General features: G+C 60.3%; 11 protein-coding genes, 2 tRNA genes and 1 pseudogene. 6 read left to right on the forward strand and 8 right to left on the reverse strand.

Translation table 11 applies throughout. From position 1 onward, the window contains the following. Positions 1-810 precede the first annotated feature (810 nt). Positions 811-1,809, reverse strand: coding sequence for a hypothetical protein (locus tag ACT53O_RS15280; RefSeq protein WP_476153433.1), 999 nt, complete (start codon positions 1,807-1,809; stop codon positions 811-813). Positions 1,810-3,299: 1,490 nt separating this feature from the next. On the opposite strand from ACT53O_RS15280, the gene ACT53O_RS15285 reads away from it, so the two are divergent. Further along, a complete protein-coding gene (locus ACT53O_RS15285; RefSeq protein ID WP_476153435.1) occupies positions 3,300-4,829 on the forward strand; it encodes a leucine-rich repeat domain-containing protein in 1,530 nt (509 codons plus the stop codon). A 686-nt stretch (positions 4,830-5,515) separates the two neighbouring features. On the opposite strand, the gene ACT53O_RS15290 is transcribed toward ACT53O_RS15285, so the two are convergent. Beyond that, positions 5,516-6,910 carry a hypothetical protein gene (locus ACT53O_RS15290; RefSeq protein ID WP_476153437.1) on the reverse strand — a complete coding sequence of 465 codons (1,395 nt, stop codon included), beginning with the start codon at positions 6,908-6,910 and terminating at the stop codon, positions 5,516-5,518. 328 nt (positions 6,911-7,238) lie between these two features. Beyond that, a complete protein-coding gene (tnpA, locus tag ACT53O_RS15295) occupies positions 7,239-7,793 on the reverse strand; it encodes an IS200/IS605 family transposase (RefSeq protein ID WP_476153439.1) in 555 nt (184 codons plus the stop codon). Positions 7,794-7,847: 54 nt separating this feature from the next. Between tnpA and ACT53O_RS15300 the strand changes: the two genes are divergently transcribed. Further along, positions 7,848-8,447: an RNA-guided endonuclease InsQ/TnpB family protein gene (locus tag ACT53O_RS15300; protein ID WP_476153451.1), complete on the forward strand. Its 600-nt coding sequence runs from the start codon at positions 7,848-7,850 to the stop codon at positions 8,445-8,447. Between the two features lie 196 nt (positions 8,448-8,643). After that, a complete protein-coding gene (locus ACT53O_RS15305) occupies positions 8,644-9,735 on the forward strand; it encodes a hypothetical protein (RefSeq protein ID WP_476153441.1) in 1,092 nt (363 codons plus the stop codon). A gap of 76 nt (positions 9,736-9,811) precedes the next feature. Here the strand turns inward: ACT53O_RS15305 and ACT53O_RS15310 are convergent, their stop codons facing one another. Then, complete coding sequence (locus ACT53O_RS15310) at positions 9,812-10,198, reverse strand: hypothetical protein (protein WP_476153453.1); 387 nt, start codon at positions 10,196-10,198, stop codon at positions 9,812-9,814. A 120-nt stretch (positions 10,199-10,318) separates the two neighbouring features. After that, positions 10,319-10,870 (reverse strand): annotated as a pseudogene (locus ACT53O_RS15315) (AfsA-related hotdog domain-containing protein); the annotation flags it as partial. A 785-nt stretch (positions 10,871-11,655) separates the two neighbouring features. Here ACT53O_RS15315 and ACT53O_RS15320 point away from each other — a divergent pair. After that, on the forward strand, positions 11,656-12,396 hold the full coding sequence (locus ACT53O_RS15320; RefSeq protein ID WP_476153443.1) for a hypothetical protein: 741 nt from the start codon (positions 11,656-11,658) through the stop codon (positions 12,394-12,396). 691 nt (positions 12,397-13,087) lie between these two features. After that, positions 13,088-13,378 (forward strand): hypothetical protein, encoded by a 291-nt coding sequence (locus ACT53O_RS15325; RefSeq protein WP_476153445.1) that lies wholly within the window; start codon positions 13,088-13,090, stop codon positions 13,376-13,378. A 386-nt stretch (positions 13,379-13,764) separates the two neighbouring features. Here ACT53O_RS15325 and ACT53O_RS15330 read toward each other — a convergent pair whose 3' ends face one another. Both ACT53O_RS15330 and ACT53O_RS15335 read right to left on the reverse strand, forming a co-directional pair. Beyond that, complete coding sequence (locus ACT53O_RS15330; RefSeq protein ID WP_476153447.1) at positions 13,765-14,193, reverse strand: DUF1801 domain-containing protein; 429 nt, start codon at positions 14,191-14,193, stop codon at positions 13,765-13,767. Positions 14,194-14,650: 457 nt separating this feature from the next. Beyond that, positions 14,651-14,736, reverse strand: a tRNA-Leu gene (locus ACT53O_RS15335). Positions 14,737-14,997: 261 nt separating this feature from the next. Here ACT53O_RS15335 and ACT53O_RS15340 point away from each other — a divergent pair. Beyond that, positions 14,998-15,074, forward strand: a tRNA-Ile gene (locus ACT53O_RS15340). 43 nt (positions 15,075-15,117) lie between these two features. Here ACT53O_RS15340 and ACT53O_RS15345 read toward each other — a convergent pair. Continuing rightward, on the reverse strand, positions 15,118-15,396 hold the full coding sequence (locus tag ACT53O_RS15345; RefSeq protein WP_476153449.1) for an HU family DNA-binding protein: 279 nt from the start codon (positions 15,394-15,396) through the stop codon (positions 15,118-15,120). Between the last annotated feature and the right edge of the window lie 864 nt (positions 15,397-16,260).

Genomic DNA, 16,260 nt, shown 5'->3' on the forward strand with positions numbered 1-16,260 from the left:
TTCTCGCAGGTCACGGCCGAGGTCGTGCACGTGCCCTTCGATGCGGCGCTCGTCGACGGCGGTCCCATCGACTTCGATGCCCTGTCGCCCGAGACCCGCGATGCGTGGCTGACGGTCGCGGCATCCATCGCCCGCCGCCTCTGACACGCACTCGGACGCGTTCAGCTGACAGTCGACAGTGCTGTAGCAAGTGACCAGGTTGAGCGTGGTCTCCTCTCCCAACGCGCCTTTCGCGAACAACGACGAGTCACCGGGTGTGCACGAACAGCGGTTGGCTCGTTGACCTGATGATGACACGGGCCCGATGAGCTGGCTAACGGCCAGGTTCGAGGCCAATTGAAGTCCCGATCATCCACCGCGATCACCGTGCGCGGTACTTTCGCCCTCGAGTAACTTCATCCTTCCCGCACGGTCCCGACGGAGAATGTCTCGGGCTCGGGAGTTCGCAGACTTCTTGGGCACGTTGCTATCGGTAAGCGGTGGTGGAAACGCCTTTTCCTACCCTTTACGGTGTGTGGATCGGCACGTCGAAGTCTGAAGCCTACCTTGTCAGCGAACGCCATCCGGTCGCTCGGCTCTCGCTACCGGTTACCCTTCGATTCCGTAGCCATTTCTCGAACAAGGAAGACCCCAACGAAGTGCTTATCGCGAATGGCTGGAAGCCGCGCTGAGCTCATTGGGATCACCTGCGCAGGCCTAACTAGCAACATATGCGCGACCACGCTTAGTGTGTTCGACCACACTTGCTACTAGTGCCTAGTGGGGAGCGCCGGACGAGGTCTAGCTCCCCACTAGGCACTGAAGTTGATCCTACTGATGAGAAGCCGCGAGATTTCGGCGGCGGATAGCGATGAGTACGGCAACTGTGAGGACAACGAAGCCCGCCAGTGCTCCCGCGAGGAGAACCGGCGCAACAGCCGGAAGAGGAGCATCAGCATAGGTGACTGGTATCGATGTCAGGCCTGCCACCGTTTGGGTAATCGTCAATGGCGTCAACGTTCCTGCGGGGATGACGCCGGTCCAGATGCCCGATGAATTCGTCGTAACCGACGTTACCGGTGCGCCATTCGCGTCAACAATATCCACGGTGCTATCAGCCACACCCGTACCGGTCATGGTGTAGGCACCCGCGCCATCAGGACCGTTCACGTTGGATACTGTCACAGGAGGCGGCTGGGTTGCGGCAGTCTCGATGCGCGTCAAGGTAGTACTCTGGGCGGAGTACGCGAAAGTGCCTGTGGGAGCGATTCTTATCTTCCCGGAGGTGTTAAGGCCGGTTAGCGTCGCGACGACTGATGAGGCCGGCCCTGGAGTAATCCGGTACACCGCACCGGATAGTGTGGAACTCGCGTAACCAAAAGTTCGATCCGGCGATACGGAAATAGTGAGGTAATCGCTTGCGGGCGATATGCTCACCGACGAAAGTGAAGACGACGACAGCGAGAAGAGCCCCCCGTTTACAATCGCGTAGAATGGGGAGATGGCCCCCGCCAGAGACGGCGACATGTCTGAGATGGTGGTGCCGATGGCGGAACCGCTCAGGACCTGTATGGCACCAGTCGCATTGGTGATGCACCTAGCCGTTGCGCTGCCGCTGCTCAGCCCTACGAAACATGCGCGACTTCCATCGCTAGTGAAGAGGACCTTATTTGCGGCCCCGGGGTATGACGCCACCTTCGTGAAGGTGGCTATATCGACCTTAGAAAGCTCGTCCACTCCGCCGCTCGCGCCGACGTAGGCGTAGGTCCCATCAGGGCTGACCGCGACATCACGGGTATAACCCAGAGGAATCTTGCCGCCGATCGTCATCGAAGCTGTATCAACCTTGGACAAACCCCCGCCGGACCCAGCTGCCGCGTTTTGTGTCGCGTACACGGTGCTCCCGTCCGGACTTATCGCTAGCGATGACACGGTGGCTGTGGGATTGGCTAGCGTCACGGTTCCAACAACGGTATTTATGCTGGTGTCTACCTTAGCAATTATGGAACCTGAGCCTGAACTGACGTAGGCGAATGCTCCATCGGGGGAAAACACCAAGCCGCTGCTGCTGCTGACGGCGAAAGGTAGAGAAACTGTCGCGCTCGCTGTGTCTGCGGGAGCAGCGAAAGCGGGGGACGCGCCAAGGGTCAATGTGGATGCCGCAATGACCCCGACTACGCCTCCCAATAGCCGCGGAAGACTCCGTTGTGACGAAATTTCAGTTTTGCTGTTCATGGTCCTTGCCTCTTGGGTTGGTGGGTGAGATTTCTCATGTCTCTTTCCTCTTACTAGGTTCACGGATCGTCGTCGAGTTGGCTCTCATGGCGCTCAGAATAGGTACAAGATCTGGGTGGCCTGGGCATGTTCATACATCGCTAATGCGCAGGGTTGCGGATGTGGTCCACGCGGCAAGCTGTGTCCAGGATCTGATCGCTGACCCTGTTGGGTGTGGTGACTAGGACGTAACTACTCGGGGGTATGAATGGTGTGGCCGCAGGCCACATCTGTCTGATCTCGTGAAAGTGAACTCAAATTGGTGAACCGGGTGCACTGTCGCGGGGCGCCGGGGTGGGCTGGATCCTTGTTCTGCAGCTAGAACAGGTGCGGGAACGAGCTTGTGTACTGCCGCTCTGATATGAGCGACGGAATCGGCGATTCCTGTTTGGTGCTGTCGTCACCCTCGCGTTGCTCCATCCAGCGTCGAAAGGGATGAAGACAGCGCGGCACCTCCGTACTTTTCCGTCTAAGAAGTCGCTTTGGCGGGGCGTCGCTATCTCATGGTCATGACTGCGGCGGCCGATCTCGGCGCGGAGGCGCCGACAATCCTGCGCTGCGCCTTGCCGCGCACATCGAGCGTGTGATGGCGAGCCGAACGGGAGCGAGGGCCAAGTCGGCCGGTGAGGCTAAGAAGTCGCGCGTCCTCGTGCAGGAAAAGAAAGTATGCGGACCGATGTACTAATAGCGTTGCGAAGCTGATCATCAGACCCATCGGCGGCGCATCGACGCGCAACAATTGCTCCGGCTCTGTTACGGCGTCAAGCCACCTAACATCAAGAAGATCAGCACAGTGACCGTTGCGCGGGGGTCCGGTGGGTGCGGAGGACGTCAAAATCCAAAGAACTCGAAACTGCACGCAGTTGGGAACCATGCGGACCTAGCCGTCATCGGCTAGACACCGACAGCATGCGCGATGGTCGTGCACTTCGGTTCCCTGAAGGTCGCATGCCTAGGCATGCGACCGAGTCAGACGCCCGACCGGTAATGTGGCCGATCGTCGGCACATCACATCTCCGTGCCGTCTTGCCATCAGGAGGGCCGCGGTGCGGACAAACTACTTACTTATCGCGATCGGCGTGGCGTCTCTACTCGCCCCATCCACTCTGGCTTCAGAGCGTCTCCCTGCCACGTGGTTCGCCGAGCAGCAGCTAAGAGGAGAAGCTATAAGGATCGTTGATATCCCCGATCCGACACTAAGAGCATCGCTCAACGAAGCATTCGGCCAGCCCCCCTCCGCCGACATCACCTCTGACCAGATGAGTGCGCTCAGCACCGTCTACGTTCACGATGGTGGTGTCACCACCCTCGAAGGCCTCCAGTACGCATCAAACGCGACCCAGATCTGGGTGACAGGCGGAACCATCAGCGACCTCACCCCCTTGCAAGGTCTGGCCCGCCTCGAACACCTCACCCTCTACAGCAACGCGATCAGCGATCTTGCACCGCTACGAGAACTGACCAACCTCCAGACGCTCAACCTCTACAAAAACCGTGTCGCATCGCTGCGACCGATCGACGGCCTCACCCAGCTCACGGACCTACGCCTCCACGCAAACGCGATCACCGACCTGTCGCCACTGGCTAATCTGCATAACTTGCGGCAACTCGTCGTCGCAGAAAACACAGTCGAAGACCTAGGTCCCCTCGCAGCCCTCGCCTCCCTGGAGGAGCTCTACGTCTACGACAACCGGATCTCTTCGCTCGACCCCCTCGCGGGGCTCACGAATCTGCGACTCTTAGCAGCCGCACGCAACTCCGTCGTCGACCTGCGGCCACTGGGAAATCTCCTCCAGCTGACCAATCTCAGCCTGACCAGTAACCACGTCGCGGACGTCGCTCCGCTGCAGTCGCTCACCAATCTCGACACGCTTTACCTCGGCCAAAACCATATCGGTGACCTCAGCAGCCTCAAGAACCTCAACCGAATCGATCCCACGACCAGTGGATTCGACGGACAATACGGCGTGGATGTCGGCATCGCTTATGTCCCGCTCGGTGTCGACAAGTACATCAGGGATGAGCACCATCTTCGAGACCGACTCGGCGAGACTCCCCTCACCGATCGCGTCGAGTGGACGGGCATCGACACCCAGGACACTCGTCTGGCATTCGCCTTCGAAGGATCGGAGTCTTTCTCAGGCGCCGCTCACTTCACCATCCATCGAGCCGAATTCACTCATCCTCCACTCCCGAACGGCGAAGTAGGTTTCCCTTATCGTGCCGCTTTCATGACCACACCCGATTCTGGGTACGACACATTTCGTATCACGGCCGGGTCACTGCCAGCCGGCATATCGCTCGGCGCAGACGGCGTCCTCCACGGAACACCTAACGAGAGCGTCTCCGCCACCTTCGCCGTAACGGCAACAGACAAGTACGGAAACGCTATGACCCGAGATCACAGCATTACCGTCCTGCCCGCAATCACTGACGAAGCGACGACCACAAGCACCACGGAGGAGCTCGCCCGAAGCGGTTCCAACGCGAGTTCTCTGCTGAACCTAGCTGCGTTCGGCTCCCTCCTCGCTGCGTGCGGTCTGCTTCTCACCATCCGCCGCAGCAAGCACTACTAGTCGAACACCGGGGCGAGCCTGCGCACAAGGTGCCAGCGAGCAACCGGCTTCAGTTCACATCGCGTTTGCCGTGGCGAGCCGCATCGAGGTGGCGGCTTGGCCCGATCGAGTTCGAATTCAAGCAAGCCACGCTTCGTGGCCTGAAGCCGACTCACGCAGACGGCACTCGCTGCGCGCCCGCACCAAGCAGTAGATCACTTCGGCCATCGAGCAGGCATCACAGATGCCGCCCGTTCCTACGCTGCGCCGCATCGCGCACGCCGAGGAACGTCAGTTTCGGTGGCGGGCCTGGTTAGACGATCTCGACAATCCGCAGGCGCGTCTCATCCTCTTCTAGAGCTGCGTCGAAGCGCGTGCACGTCGGGGTCACGGCCGCGACAGACTCGGCCTCCAGGTCGCGAAACGGAGTGCTCACCGGTGTTCTTCCCTCTCTTGGTCTCGTCCTGTCGGGCAGCTTTTTATTTCGTCCCGCGCGCGTCGGGCCCGTAGAACCTCACCGCGCTCGTTGTTGCGTCGCTTGCGAACGGCCTTCCGCCCCGGTCAGCCGCGAGGGTGATCCGGCGAGCACACCTCGCACGTGAAGCCAAGCTCACGCAGCCATCGCTGAGCTGTCGCGAATTGGGCATCTTCTGAACGAGGAACCCATCAGTCTTTAACTCTCGGGGATTTGGACAAAAGGCGGCGGCTTAGAGGGCTGTGGTGGTGGCGAGGCGCGTTCGTTGGGAGTCGTCTTCTCCCGGCTGGCCGGGGACATGAAAGACCTCAACGACGCGGCCCGCGGGCACCGGCGTGGATGAGCTCAACGTCTTCACCCCATCCTTCGTCGTGACTTGCCCGTAGTACGCGGTTCCCGCGTAATGCTCCATCAGGTACTTCCCGTCGACGTAAACCACGAAACGATCCCCTGCCCGGGCAGCGTCTTCAAGAATCATGACCTTCACGCCCGATTCGCCAGCTCTCACGGGGGAGACCGGAAAGAGCCCCGAGTAGGTGAGAGTATGCAACCTCGTCAGGATTTCTACATCGTCCTCCACGTCGATGTAAAAATCGAACACGACGCCCGGGCGAATGGGGCTGAAGCTCAGGAGAAGGTCAAGCGGAGCAAAACCCGTGATGATCGTACCTAGACTGCTCATGTGTGGCCGACATGTCCCTGATGTCGAGCCTCGATACGTCGCGCAAATCTCCCTGCCGTCGCGGTGAATGACGAAACGGTTCGACTTCTCATTGAGACGATCCTCGAACTCGACAATCATCGACTCACGCTTGAGGTCCACATGCGTGATCGCGTTGGCGATTTCGCTGACGGTTCCGCGTTTGATGCGCATCTTGCCGTCGGCGGTCGTGGTCTTCTCGAACGGTGCTTCAGTGGCGCACTTTCCGTAGCTGGCGGGTTCACCAAGGGTCCCGGCACGGCTGTTGCTCAGCATGGGAGCCTGGAAGACAACGTCGGCCGTGCTGAGTTCGTTGCAGTCGGCGGACGGGGGGTGTGCGATGAATGCCTTGCCGGACGGCTTGAGCAGTCCACTTCCATCCGGAAGCCGGAAGGAGCCCACAGTGATACTCAGATCATCCTTAGGGTCGTTGATCTCCGCTGACCACGTGTTGAAACCGGTCTTACGAACGGTCAGGACATAGAAGCGACCGTATCGTCCGTCGAACTCGATCTCACAGGTTACCCCCACGCCTCCATCGAAACCCTTGGAGCACTTACCCGAAACGACCGACGCACCTGCCACGCTCGTCCCGAACCTCGCATACAACCGCGAAGATTTACTCTTCTTACCCTCGCGCGGTTCGAAGCCGATAACGCCCTTCTCCTCACGGTTGGTGAACCCGAACTCGTACCCCGCGAACACCCCCGACTTACGCGAGCTCACCGGCATGAACGCCTCACCGAAATGCACTTCCGACACCCCCGACGAACTAGCCGGCAGCGACCACTCCGCCGACACCGTACTGCCCGAAGAAACCGCGTTTGCCGCTCCCACCGGCCCCAGCAACGCTCCCGCAACCCCCAACACAGCCGCAACCGCGACCCCAAAACGAAACCTCACAAAAACCCTCCACACAACAGACAAACCACCGAAACATAAACCCACAACCCCCACCTAGGCATCAGAATCCGCGTTGCGGTGAAGTCGTCTCTCGCAACGCGCTACCAAAGCTTGTCGAACGACTACCTGCGATTGTTGTGGCGGCGTAGCAGGAGCCTGATCGGCGAAAAGGTGACGACGGCTTCATAGATGGTGAGTGTGGCCTCGTGTTGGCGTACGAGGCGGCGGGCGCGGTCGGCAGGTTTGGGTCCGGACACGATCTCGAGCTCAATCCCGGCGCTGCTCGCGGTGATAGCGGCGGTCCCGTGCGAACCCCGACCGGAGCCCCCGATCCCCGGGAGCATGGGAGCTGTCAATCTTGGGGCGGGAGAGTATGTGACCACCGATGGCACCCGCCGTGACATGCCGCACGCGGCTGGGGCCGAGCAGGCACGCTCGCGTCGAGCGCAGCCTTGACCGGGGGGCCGGTGCAAGCCTCGTCGTTTAGGGCGGGGTGAGCCGGAGTCGATTCTCTCGTTGATGTCTCGCTATTGGGTGGGTTGTGCTTGGTTTTGATGTGTTGCTTGATGGTGGTGAGGGGTGCGCTGTCGGCGGAGGTAGCGAAGTACGTCGGAGACCAGAGGTGTCTGTTGATGTGGTGGGTGTTCACGTGGAGTCTGTTCTCTGCCCGGTTGGTGTGTGCGGTTCGTCCCTTGAGTCGCATCGCGAGGGTCGAGATCGCGAGCGTGGGTGGGGAGGTGATGAGCGGGTGCGCGTGATCGGTTTGCCCGTTGAACTCGTCCAGGGTGGCGCCGAGTTCGGCGCAGACGGTGCGCATGATCTGATCGCAGCGGGTGAGGATCGTGTTGTTGAACACGCGGCGTCGGCATTTGGTTACGAAGACTATGTGGACGGGCAGAGCGGTCACGCTGTGTCTGGCGCCCTGGTCGTCGGGCGTGTCGGTGGGGTCTCCGACGGTGGGGTGCAGCTGCGTTACCGGTTCCGGATTGAGCCGTCGTCTGCGCAGCGGGGCGTGTTGGAGCGCACATTCGGGTGTTGCCGGGGCGTGTTCAATGATGCCCTCGCCCGCCGGAAAGCCGATCACGCGGCGGGCTTGCCAGCACTATCGTGGTCTGCGTTGCAGAACGCTGTTATCACCGATGCGAAACGAACCCCGGAGCGGGCGTGGCTGGGTGAGGTGTCGAACGTCGCGTTGGTGCAGGCAAATAACGACTTGCTGGTCACATACTCGAACTTCTTCGCGTCTGTCAAGGGCAAACGTGGTGGTCACCGGATCGGGTTTCCCCGGCTCCGGTTCCGGTCCCGACACGATAACCGGCAGACGGCCCGCTTCACCCGTAACGGGTCCACCGTGCGTCCCAACGGGCGATTGTTTCTCGCGAAGATCGGAGAGGTGAAAGTCTGCTGGTCCCGCAGGCTGCCGTCCGAACCGTCGACGGTCACGATAACAAGGACGCGACTGGCCGCTACTTCGCATCGTTCGTGGTCGACACCGGCCCGATCGTCGATGCGGCCCGGTTACCCGGCGTCGACGGTGAGGTTGGTGTCGACGTCGGGTTGAAAGCGTTCACTGTCCTCTCCGACGGGTGGACGGGGGCCCGTCATATACCTAGACATTCGTCTACAGAGCCCACGTCACGCCCATGCGGGTACCGTCGCCGGACGTGCGAGAAATTCAAGCGGACAAACATGCTGCACGCCCGAGGAGCCCCCAGGCAAAAGGCACACATGTGGCGCACCTCATCTCAGAATGGAGTATGACTCGCCCCGAGTCGATGAAGAAAGCCTTTTGGTCGCTCCTTGTCGCTTTTGTATGGATGTCCCTCACAGCGCCATTGGCTAACGCTGCACCGAACCAGCCGCCTCTTCACCATGACATGATCGATACATCAATTTCTGTTCCCAAAGTTGTCTACCGTGTGGACAATAGGAACCCGCAGCAGATATTTGAAAATGGTTTTACCTCGCGAGGTACCAACTATGTGCTCACTGAGCACGTTCTCGGGGGATCTCGACTCGTTTCCAGTGGATACATTTCCACCACCGGAGACCGCGACTCAGCAATAAACATTGCCACATCAAGCATAAATATCGTCGACGCTCACGTGTGGTCATGCGATTCGGGCGGACGTGTTCAGTGTCGGACTTGGATATACAGGATCATCCCGCGGAATACGAACTTTTTCAATATCCCCGACAATCTGCCCCGGAATTCTACTTTCGATAGGTATCGGGGGCAGCATGAGTGGGTGGCCGTCGACCGGATTTATCCTGACGCCATATTGGATGCTATACCCGTTTCCAGATTCTTCAATCTTGTTAATGGCGGCTACTTTGCTGACGGCCCGGCCTTCGTAAACGAAGGGCTGGCGAGAGAGAATATCGGATGGAATCCGAACCCCGTAGGTTACGTACCCATCGGTTTTGAGCATGTTGACGTGGGGGCGACCTCGACTACCTGCATCATGAGTGTGAGTGGTGACACAGATAGCCGGGGAACGTGTCAGATTGTTCCCCTCGAGGGAGTAGTGGGTCACATGCCAGATCAATCTTCTCTTCGCGTGACTTTTCCTACCTCGCAGATAGCCCGCGGTCAGGTCTTTTACATCAACGGCGAATATATCGGCGATATTTGGCCGGATGGCAATGTGCAGGGATTCACGGTGGTTGGCACAGGGGAAAAGCTTGAGCTCCTCAAGTCTGGTGGGGTTCGCCCGGGTGACGTCCTAACAGTGATTCCCCTAGGTGGCGACCGAATCGTCTATCGAGTGAAATTGGAAGTTGATTTGCCTCCTTACCCAGCAGAATGCTCAACGTATCCGCCTGGGTGGCAAGGTGCATGTTCCTAGGGCTGCCAAGTCGTCAATCGGATAGCCGCGGGGCAGCTTCTTGCATATAGATGTGGCGACGAAATGTGCATTGTCGTCACGGCTCCAATGCTCCAGCTTCTTCTGCGCACGCCTCCGTCTGCCCGAAGAACATCTGTGCGCGTGCAACCTCCATGTTGTCCTGCCGGAACACGATGTTCACGCTCGCGCGCCGTCGCCCTCCAGCCTCGATGCGGAGCGGGGTAAGGTGCGCTGTCGCTTCAGTCAGCAGGTGGGTCTTGACGGGCGAGAGTATGTGGATTTCGACCTCGTCCAGACAACACTTACCCATCGCCGGTTCGGCGCGCTTGAGTATCAGCTCGGCGGATTGGTGCGCCGCTTCCATCACGACCACGTCGGGAACACAGGAGGTGACCGGATGGTCTTCATAGAACGGGTGCCCGTGACCTGACGCTACCGTGGCCTGGACTGTGCGGGCGTCCAACCATTCGATGCAAGTCAAGAGTCGAGGCCCTAGAAGTTGGGGTTGATGTCCTCTGATAGCCGGCCGCTGAGGATCAACGCTCGCAGAACGGTGTAATGACAATTGCGAGGTGCACGTCGCCATGGCGGTGGCGGCAACGTGTGTGTCTGCGAAGAGAGTCGCATCAAACTCAAGCACCCTGGATGGACCCTGCGATTTTCGCGGTGCCGTCCAGTGCAAGAGGACGACGAGGGGCAGATATGAACCCGAGAAGTTCAATAAGCGTTGGTCCAAGAATGTGACGTTAAGAGTAGATAGTGCAAGCGATACATCTCTCGGCACTGCGAGAGATTGATGGGCCGCGTAGGCACTCGACTGACGTATAGCTTCGAGAATGAGTACTTCCCTCATAGCGTGTGGGGACGTGTTCACGAAATGCCCTCGAGGTATCTGGGCCGCGACGGCGACACGATCGAGGCCCAGTGGCAGCGCGTCGGTGACAAAGACCTCGGCGATGCACTGTCGATGCACGAGGTCTCTCGGCACTGTTCGCTCAAACTGAAGCACGCTAGCTTCAGCGGGGAAGCCAGCAAGCGTCACTTCTTGAAGCGACCTAGTTGATCTCGCGTGTATGGCTTTCGGTACCTCTATCTCAAGCACTGCGGCTCCTAGCGTTAGACGCCTAACAGGCATCGTCAGGCGCGTCAGTAGGCCGGAATGAACGGCCGTGGTTAGTGGACCTTCTTTGTCCACCGCTTCTGGTCAAATGGTGTTCGGGTCGTGGGAGCGTCAGCACTGCTCCCACGCTGCTAGCTAGTTTGGGAGAGCTAGCAGGGGTGCGGAACCGATTGGTGCACCCGCCTCCGACACCACGACCCGAACAATCCTCAACCTAGAACGCTCCTGTACGCACTAGGCATCCACGTAGAACCTCTCGCCACACTTCCCATACACAACTCCCAAGACGGCAGCCCCCACCGCCCCCAGCGACACAACCAACAAGCCCACCGGAAAAGTAGGCACATTACGGTGTGAAACCCACATGCCAGGCGCATGGGTAGGTGGTACTGGGTTGGGCCGCGTCGACTACATCCTGAGCTGGTAGCGACAAAAGCAACTAAGGACCGCCCTCACGGGCGGACGCGCGGAACAGGCCCGGATTTGAACAAGGAGGAGCTGACGATGATTGACGTGCGCACTGATCGGCCGCATGAGGACACAAGGCTCCCTCTCCACGGATCGCCGGACTTGCCGTGGCGTGCGCGGGAAGCTGCAGCAGGAGCTGCGGGCGCCCCAGGCGCAACGGGGGACACTGTCGGCCTAGCTTCGGGAATCATCGCGCTGCCTCTAATGCGCGCTCTTGGTCCGCTGAGCCCCACAGCGCCAATTCCAGATGCCGTCACCCGGGCAGGCGCGCTGGCGGTCGACCTTCACCTGCGCGCCACGGTTTCGGACTCGGATTGGTGACGGAGCACACGATGTCAAAGACGATGCATGTATCTCCAGTCATCGGCGCGGATTGGTTGGTGCGCTCTCTGCTGCCGCGGTTCCTGCAGATCGCAGCCCGCCCGGTGAGCTTTGACGTGCTGCGCCTTGCGGCCAAAGAGTTACAGAGTGGCTTGCCCCTGCAGTCAACCGGCGACCGTTACGCGGTCTCCCGGCTGGCAATGTCGTTGACCAACATCCGAGACGATCTCGCCTCAGCTGCCGCCATCGAAGTGTGGTCAGGATCGCGCGCACGCGTAATCGCGCGCTGCGGCGGCGGAGCCCGCTTCCGAGAGGAATTCTTCCCGGAGCTCGATCTCATCACGGACATGGCGAGCCGAACCGTAACGGTGCGCGGTGCGGGGGAGTTGATACGTGAGTGCGTGAAGGGCGCGCTCACCCTCGCGATGCTGCGCAGCGAAGGTGAACTCGACAATAGTGATGTGCCCCCGCAAGAAGTCGTGCAGCCGTTGGTCTCTGCGTACGAAGAAGCCCTCCGCGAGCTGCTGATCCGGTGCTCTCCAGCGCCGGTCTCCACGGAGAACCCGCCGGAGGAAGACGAAAAGTTTCGTGCGGTAGCCACCCGCTCTACGGCAGGAAGTCGGGGCTTTCGGGGCGAGACTGAAGGCGCCGAAGGCGTTCTATCCTGTCCACACGTCCACAAAAAAGCCTACAACGCTCGCGCGTGTGCGCAACGCTTATCGGCCGCATCGCACGAGAACACTTCGATGTGAGCGCCGCTCACGTGGTCGGGCCGTAACACCCGGGGCGACGCAGCGCACCTAACCGCGGCACGGCCAAGCCGCGGCCGCACGACACTCAGCCCCTGCGTGTGACGGTACCTATCTCGCTATATGACCCGTCGGCTCGGCGCGCGATCCAAGAGTCTTGCTGGCGCGCGGCGATTCGCAAGCGGAACCCATCACCACACAACCCGAAAAGCATAGCTTCCTCCGTCCGGGAGGTGTCCGGGTGGCGAGAGGTGTCTCTGCACACACGCTCTCGCGGCCGGTTATGTGGTGACTCCCAACCGGCAGTATTCACCGCGCGTGCTGCGGTGAATAGCCACACCCGGACAACTAATTTTCCGCCACCATCGTCCGACTGGGCATCGGTCCGACTAGATCCGGCAGGAGTAGGTGTCGACTCCAACGAGATGCTCTCAGTTGCCCAACGTCTGCTAGGCATGGCTGGAGCCAGAGGTAGGGGCCAGCTTCGGTGGCGGCGATCTCGTGTCCAAGACGGAGTCCTCTCACCCCGTCGAGCATTCGGACCTGAACTTGCCGACCGAGTGCGCCCCGGTCGCGAGAAAGCTGCTGACGCTTAATGCCCACCGGCGGAACTCAGCTACATGCCTAGGGCCATACACGCGTAACTAGCGTTGTAACGGAGCGGCTCTTCCGGAGCCAGAGGAGGGTTTTCGGCGTGGGCGCACTCGTGGGAATCAGCCTTGGGGCAGGAGCCATCATCGTGATCGCAGCGCTCTTCATCCTGAATCCATCCTCGATAATGCGTAGGATCCTCCGCATTCTGGTCATCTTTCTCGCCGTCGTCCTTTTTACCAGCGGCCTTCTCGTTCTCATCTTCGAACCCAAAGACACCATCGGCGACTGGCTCACCGCCAGCATGCTGATAATCGGCGGAGCGAGCTTGACTGCAATGTCCAAACTCCTTAGCGCCGCAGGTCCGGAGCGCCCGCGCGACGAACCCAAGTAATCGGGAGGACAGATTCGGCAACCGGCCGAACGGCAACTTTTGTGTCGAGCGGCACGCTCCGATTTCACGATCACCTCCGAAGCGAGATTGCACTCTTCATTCACGTTCGCTGAGCACTTCTCGGTGAATCTTTCGGTGCCAGGTAAGTAGCTCTGCGCTAGAGAAAAACTCGTGTCGGTCTGCTACGGCCGCGCTACCTCCGCCATCGCGACGCCCGTGTGCCGCGTTTCTGAAGTCAAAACGAAGCAGCGCGCAGTGGGAACGCCTGAACCTGGAGAAGTAGCCCCACTCGACGCCACCACATCGCAACCGTCCAGACGCTCGCACACGGCACCCCATGTAGCCAACGCTTCACAACAAGAGCTGAGCTATTGCGGAACACGCCTTCAGGCGGAAACCTGAGGATCATCGCCCCGCGACATCGCGATCAATATCAGCCGTTTGAGGATCTCCTGGTCGATGTCTTCCAGCGTCTTGACATATACGCAACCCGCCCCCTCCGTGTAGGCCCCTAGCTTCGGCAGCAGATCCGCCGCGGCCGACAAGTCTTTGAGGCCGTACAAGACAAGCGAAGACTTGCGGGGGGAGAAGCCAACCTTAGGCCACTCGCCCTGGTTCCTGGCATTGGAAGACGAAACATAACGGAATCGCCCATACCCAACGATCGACCGCCCCCACATCACCGGTTCCTCCCCGGTCGCATCGCTGAAGATCTCCGCGAGGCGAAGCCCATCTGCGCGCCGTCGCGCAGGGGCAATCCCCTGAAGAAACTCCCCGACATCTGCGTCGGTGGGCTTGGTCTTGGGTTCAGTCATGCTCCAAATTATCGGCCACAAGCCAGAACTTAGGCACCCACCGCCTCCGCGGCTACGTCCCGCCGACCGAGTCCGCTCGCTCCCTCGATGTCGGGCCCAACGACCGCAACCCTCCCAGGAGAAGTCCGCGAGAACACCGGTTCCTCGTCGCCGGACAGGGGAGAGAAAGACGCCTCCAGAGAGCATGTCAGTCTCCCAAGCCACGGTTTGGGAGCAATGCTCGGTGAACGAGAAACCCACTCAAGCGACCTTCCCAGTGCTAAGCCCGCGCCGGGACGCGCGGTAGGAATCCCCGCCCTCTCGGGCGAGGAGGACGTCAAATGATTATGTGTACGGGATCAGATGAGCTTCTCCCACACCCAGCGCAGCTCGTCTAGCGGTGATTCCGGATCATCGGGGAGCCGTGGCTGGAGGATGAGTGAGTTCCTCGTCCAAACCGACGTCCTGAAACATCACATGGTGCGGTCGGCGGGATTTGAACCCGCACCCCCTGTGGGGAGAGCGTTTTGAGCGCTCCGTGTCTGCCGATTTCACCACAACCGCAGGTGTTCGGGCCGGGGAGGCTCATCACAGCATTCCCGACTGCTGACCGGAAGTGAGACGGTAACAGTTGGCGCGGATCGGTAGCGCTCCACTCCACACGGCGGCCCGAACTGCTTCAATCTACTATCCAGACACATGGCATGGGCATGTAGCGGCTTCTACCTCGCGCGACCGCGACTGCTGTATTCTCTTACAGCGGAGGTGCGGCCCTAGAGTAGGCTCTCTCTTTGACGTTGGCGTCGCGTTTAACTTTTCCTCGCCGGGGTGGTAGCTCAGCTGGTTAGAGCAGCGGACTCATAATCCGTCGGTCGCGGGTTCAAGTCCTGCCCACCCCACCAACACAGGGGGGATGCTGGTTGGTATCCCCCCTGTGTTGCTTGTTTACTTGGCTGCGGCTTTGAGCTTGGTGCCGGCAGTGACTTTGACCCGCTTACCGGCGGGGATTTTGATTTCTGCGCCGGTGGCGGGGTTGCGTCCGGTACGAGCGGCGGTGGGGATCTGCTCGAAGGCGAGGAAGCCGGGGATGGTGACCTTCTCGCCCTTGGCGACGGCTTCGGTGATGGTCGTGAGCAGGCTGTCAATGATGCGGGTGACCGTGCTCTGGGGTTCTCCAGCGTGGTTTGCGATATGCGCGACGAGTTCGGTTTTGTTGATGGTCATAGTGATGTTCCTTCAGGCGGTTGCCCCGCCGATCGGGGAGAGGGAATCGGGAACGTGCGTTCCGGTTCAGCTGGCAGGGTCGAACATGAACATACAACGAGCACGCGCAGGGTGAACCTTCTTCATCCGTTCCTGGGTATGGGAGCCCTCGGGGTAGTAGAGAGCACGGTGGGTCCGTGTTCCACTTAAGGGAGTTTCCGAGAATTCTCCGATCCGTCTGAACTGCGTCTCGACCGACTGCCCGGCTTCGCGGGTCTCGTCGGCCACAAGCGGTGCCCGAACTCGGCGTTGTTGTGGCGCACGTCGAACAACGCATCCGCACGATACACCTCTACCGCCTTCGACCCGGTGATGGGCTGGTTAAGCCAGCGGCGAATAAGGCTGGCGAGCGAGCTTGAGGTCTCGACAGATGAACCCGTCACCGGCGAGCACTCTCACGCGCGGGGGCCCCTTTCCCGGAAGGCGTGCCCCGATCGCTTCGCCGCCGCACGTCCCCGCACCTCAACCTCCTGTTCCAGCAGCCGGTTGCGCTAACGCAGCTCGCAAACCTCGGGGTCTCGATTACCCGGCGAGGAGGCGTGGGGCTCGGTAGCGCTCTTCTCAGCGTGGGCGCGGCGCGCCACGTCGTCACGGAACTCCTTCGGGTAGGGCTTGGGCTCTATGTCATCCTTACGGGCCTACCTCACAGGCAGGCCCGATCAGATGTCACCTACTCGTGCAGCAGAACCGAGCGTGTCGGTTGGCGTATGCCTAGCTCGGGTTCTGCGGGCTTACGTTTCTACGGTTTGTGTTCGTTGTGTGTGGAGGGTTGTTTGTGAGGTTTCGGTTTGGGGTCGCGGTTGCGGCTGTTTTGGGTGTTACAGG

The sequence above is a fragment of the Microbacterium sp. DMC48 genome, from assembly GCF_056313825.1.

What these genes read in the sequence shown, in the direction of transcription:
- ACT53O_RS15280 (WP_476153433.1), bottom strand. Translation starts at nt 1,809, where the DNA reads ATGACGATCGGCGGCAAGATTCCTCTGGGTTATACCCGTGATGTCGCG.
- ACT53O_RS15305 (WP_476153441.1), top strand. Translation starts at nt 8,644, where the DNA reads ATGACTCGCCCCGAGTCGATGAAGAAAGCCTTTTGGTCGCTCCTTGTC.
- ACT53O_RS15320 (WP_476153443.1), top strand. Translation starts at nt 11,656, where the DNA reads ATGTCAAAGACGATGCATGTATCTCCAGTCATCGGCGCGGATTGGTTG.
- ACT53O_RS15330 (WP_476153447.1), bottom strand. Translation starts at nt 14,193, where the DNA reads ATGACTGAACCCAAGACCAAGCCCACCGACGCAGATGTCGGGGAGTTT.
- ACT53O_RS15345 (WP_476153449.1), bottom strand. Translation starts at nt 15,396, where the DNA reads ATGACCATCAACAAAACCGAACTCGTCGCGCATATCGCAAACCACGCT.